This is a genomic window from Vulcanococcus sp., from assembly GCF_044369115.1.
GTDB lineage: Bacteria > Cyanobacteriota > Cyanobacteriia > PCC-6307 > Cyanobiaceae > Vulcanococcus.
Genome location: NZ_JBIPMN010000205.1, coordinates 1 through 3992, shown reverse-complemented (window position 1 = coordinate 3992; position 3992 = coordinate 1). Strand labels below are relative to the sequence as shown.

Annotated in this window: 5 protein-coding genes; 4 read left to right on the top strand and 1 reads right to left on the bottom strand. The window is 67.5% G+C overall.

The window, feature by feature from the left end; genetic code table 11:
- From ACIQ2E_RS13095 to ACIQ2E_RS13085, 3 genes are all read left to right on the top strand, one after another.
- On the top strand, nt 1-325 hold a 325-nt coding region (locus ACIQ2E_RS13095), incomplete at its 5' end, for a sigma factor-like helix-turn-helix DNA-binding protein (protein WP_398331352.1).
- Nucleotides 326-364: 39 nt separating this feature from the next.
- A complete protein-coding gene (gene mutY / locus ACIQ2E_RS13090) occupies nt 365-1543 on the top strand; it encodes an A/G-specific adenine glycosylase (protein WP_398331349.1) in 1179 nt (392 codons plus the stop codon).
- 13 nt (nt 1544-1556) lie between these two features.
- Nucleotides 1557-2567, top strand: a complete 1011-nt coding sequence (locus ACIQ2E_RS13085; protein ID WP_398331346.1) for a carbohydrate kinase — start codon at nt 1557-1559, stop codon at nt 2565-2567.
- A 177-nt stretch (nt 2568-2744) separates the two neighbouring features.
- Here the strand turns inward: ACIQ2E_RS13085 and tsaE are convergent, their stop codons facing one another.
- Nucleotides 2745-3197, bottom strand: a complete 453-nt coding sequence (gene tsaE / locus ACIQ2E_RS13080) for a tRNA (adenosine(37)-N6)-threonylcarbamoyltransferase complex ATPase subunit type 1 TsaE (protein ID WP_398331343.1) — start codon at nt 3195-3197, stop codon at nt 2745-2747.
- A 150-nt stretch (nt 3198-3347) separates the two neighbouring features.
- On the opposite strand from tsaE, the gene ACIQ2E_RS13075 reads away from it, so the two are divergent.
- Nucleotides 3348-3992 (top strand): adenosylhomocysteinase (locus ACIQ2E_RS13075; protein WP_398331340.1); only part of this gene is annotated, 645 nt, incomplete at its 3' end.

Sequence of the window (3992 nt, the reverse complement as noted above, 5' to 3'; positions counted from 1 at the left end):
GAAGGTGGGCGACGGCGACGACACCGAACTGCTGGATCTGCTGGCGGCCGATGGCACCCAGCCGGAAGAGCTGGTGGATGGGGAGTGCCTGCGCAGCGACATGCGCGATCTGCTCGAGCAACTGCCTGATCTGCAGTGCCGCGTGCTCAAGATGCGCTACGGCATCCCCTGCGCCGATGTGCCTGAGCCCGACGAACCGATGAGCCTCACCGGCATCGGCCGCATCCTGGGCATGAGCCGCGACCGCGTGCGCAACCTCGAGCGCGACGGCCTCGCCGGCCTGCGCCGCCTCAGCGAAAACGTGCAGGCCTACGTGGCTGTCTGAGGTCTATCGACGTCAGTCTCGGTTTGCACAGCCTCAGGCATGACTGACCACAATCAGGCGCGGATTGAGCTTCGTTCTGCGTTGCTGGATTGGTGGCAGCACAACGGTCGCCACACCATTCCTTGGAAGCTGCGCCCAGCCGGTGAGCGCCCGGATGGTGGCGATCTGCTTGATCCCTACGGAACGTGGGTCGCGGAGGTGATGCTCCAGCAGACCCAGTTGCAGGTGGTTCTCCCCTACTGGCAGCGCTGGATGCAGGCCTTTCCCACGCTCGAGGCCCTGGCCGCAGCGGAGGAGCACGATGTGTTGCTGCTCTGGCAGGGCCTGGGCTACTACTCCCGCGCCCGGCGTCTCCTGGCGGGAGCCAGGCAGCTGCAAGAGCAGATCCGGGCCCGAAACGCCGCCCCGGGCGCTTCTGCCGATCCCGCCGCTTGGCCCCAGGATCTGGAGAGTTGGCTGGCCCTACCGGGTATCGGCCGCAGCACCGCCGGCAGCATCCTGTCCTCGGCGTTCAACCAGCCCCACGCCATCCTCGACGGCAACGTGAAGCGGGTGTTGGCGCGTCTCAGCGCGAGCCCGCGGCCACCGGCGCGCGATCTCGCCGGGCTCTGGCAACAGAGCGAGCTGTTGCTCGATCCGCAGCGGCCCCGGGAGTTCAACCAGGCGCTGATGGACCTGGGCGCCACCATTTGCACGCCCCGCCAACCGCGCTGCAGCGAGTGTCCGTGGCAGGTGCATTGCGCTGCCTACGCTGCCGGCAAACCTGCCGATTACCCCGTGAAAGAAACGCCTCGCGAGTTGCCGTTTCAGGTGATCGGCGTGGGCGTGGTGCTCAATGAGGCCGGTGAGGTGTTGATTGATCAGCGCCTGAATGAGGGCTTGTTGGGCGGGTTGTGGGAATTCCCCGGCGGTAAGCAGGAACCCGGCGAGGCGATCGAGACCACGATCCGCCGTGAGCTCGAGGAGGAGCTGGCGATTGCTGTGGCGGTGGGAGAAGAGCTGATCACGCTGGAGCACGCATATAGCCACAAGCGGTTGCGCTTTGTGGTGCATCTGTGCCGCTGGCTTTCGGGCGAACCGCAGCCGCTGGCGGCGCAGCAGGTGCGCTGGGTGGAGCCGGCCCGGCTCGGGGAGTTTCCGTTCCCGGCTGCCAATGCGCGGATCATTGCCGCCCTGCAGCAACGTTTGCAAGCTGAAGGCAGTGCCGCTGCGGCCTAAGGCCGTCTGAGCCATGGCTGCTGCCGCTGCGCCGCAGGTGGTCTGCCTGGGGGAGGCCCTGGTTGATCGGTTGGGGCCCCTGGGTGGGGATCCGGCCACCGCCCCGGCCGAGCAGTGCGACGACCGCCTCGGGGGAGCACCCGCCAACGTGGCCTGCGCCCTGGCTCGGCTCGGCACCCCCGCCGCCCTGGCGGGCCGGCTTGGCAGCGACGCCATCGGTGAGGCCTTCCGCCAGCTGCTGTTAAGCCGCAGCGTTGATCAGAGCGCCCTGCAGAGCGACCCCACCCGCCCCAGCCGGATCGTGCTGGTGCAGCGCGATGCCGGCGGCGACCGCAGCTTTGGGGGGTTCGCCGGCGATCGGGGAGAGGGTTTCGCCGATCAGGCCCTGGATGCTGCGGCCCTTGAGGTCGCCCTGGCGCCGCTGCTGCGCGAGGCCCGCTGGTTGCAGCTGGGCACGATCCCCCTGGCCACACCCGCCTCGGCCGCAGCGCTCACGGCGGCGATGCAGCTTGCGGCTCAGGCGCAGGTGGCTGTGGCGCTGGATGTGAATTGGCGCCCCACTTTCTGGGATCCCGCTGCCGGCCCCGCTGCCGGTCCGTCGCCGACCGCGGTGGCAGCGATCCGTCCTCTTCTGGAGCAGGCCACCTTGATCAAGCTGGCGGCGGAGGAGGCTCGCTGGCTGTTCGGCGGCACTGATCCGGCGGCAATCCGTGCCTCCCTGCCCAAGCAGCCCGCGGTGGTGGTGACCGATGGCGGCGCCCAGGTGGCCTGGTGCTTTGGCTCGAGCAGCGGCGTGATGCCGGCCTATCCGGTGCCTGTGGTGGACAGCACCGGCGCGGGCGATGCCTTTCTGGCCGGCCTGCTGCACCAGCTCTGCCAGCAGCCACAATTCCTTGAGGGCGGCAGCGCTGAGGCGGCGCGCTTCGCCAGCGCCTGCGGCGCCCTGGTGTGTGGGGGCGCGGGGGCGATTGACCCGCAACCCACACAGCAAGAGGTGGAGAGGTTCTTGGCTGCGCACCAGTGAGCCCTTGGCAGGGTTGCGCGTTTGCTCTGTTGTGCGGCGCGTCTTGGTTGGTGGTTTTGCCTCGGACTGTTGCTCTGTCTGGCCCTGTCCGCCGCCGGATATCCACGGATATCCCGAGTTGGACACGTCCGGGCACACCCATCACCGGCCCCTGGCATCAAACGCTCTTCGAGCCCTTCAGTGATGCCAGGCCCGCCGGCCGGCTGCTGGTTCCTCGGGATCCAGCAGCTCCAGGCCAACCGTCCAGGCGCCCTCCGGTACAAAGCTGAGCCGCTCGGCCCACTCCACGGCCATCAGAGCGTTCAGGGCCAGCGCCTCCTCTTCCTCCTGGGCGAACAGTTCATCGGCGGCGGCTGGGTGATCCAGGCGGTAGAGGTCGAGATGCACCAGGGCGCCGGCGCGCCCGGTGTAGTGCTGGGCTAGGGCAAAGGTGGGGCTGGTGATCGGTTCGTCGATGCCCAGGCCGGCGGCCAGGCCCTGGGTGAGGCAGGTTTTGCCCGCACCCAGATCACCCTGCAGCAGCAGGATTGGCCGCTCGCCTTGCGGTAGGGCAAGCCATTGCTGGGCTAGTTGGCGGCCCAGATCCTGGGTGGCGGCGGCATCCGCCAACAACACGCTGCGCGATTCCATCCCGGTAGATTGCTCCTCAGCGAGCCCGAAGCCTCGGCGTCTCTGCAGATATTCCACTTCGATTGATCCAACACTCCGGTCCGGCTCGCTGAGCTGCGCTGTTGAACTCGGTTCAGTCGTGTTTTTGTTCAACGCAACTCCTCAACTTTCATGGTGGCTTCCCCCACGGCGCCTGCGCTGCAGAGCACCAGCACGTACGTGATCGCCGACCTCGGTCTGGCTGATTTCGGTCGCAAGGAAATCGAGATCGCCGAAACCGAGATGCCGGGTCTGGTGGCCCTGCGCAGCAAGTACGGCGTTGAGCAGCCCCTCAAGGGCGCCCGCATCGCGGGTTCCCTGCACATGACGATTCAGACCGCTGTTCTGATCGAAACCCTTGTGGCCCTCGGCGCCGAGGTGCGCTGGGCCAGCTGCAACATCTTCTCCACCCAGGATCACGCCGCCGCCGCGATCGCTGCCGCGGGCATCCCCGTGTTCGCCTACAAGGGCGAAACCCTGGATGAGTACTGGGCCTTCACCCACCGCATCCTCGAGTGGGGCGATGGCGGCACGCCCAACATGATCCTCGACGACGGCGGCGATGCCACCGGTCTAGTGATGCTGGGCACCAAGGCCGAGAGCGATCCCTCGGTGCTCGACAACCCCTCCAACGAAGAGGAGACCGCCCTCTTCAACAGCATCCGCCAGAAGCTGGCTGCCCAGCCTGGCTTCTACTCCCGCATCAAGGCCCAGATCCAGGGCGTGACGGAAGAAACCACCACGGGTGTGGCCCGTCTGTATCAGCTGCAGAAGAGC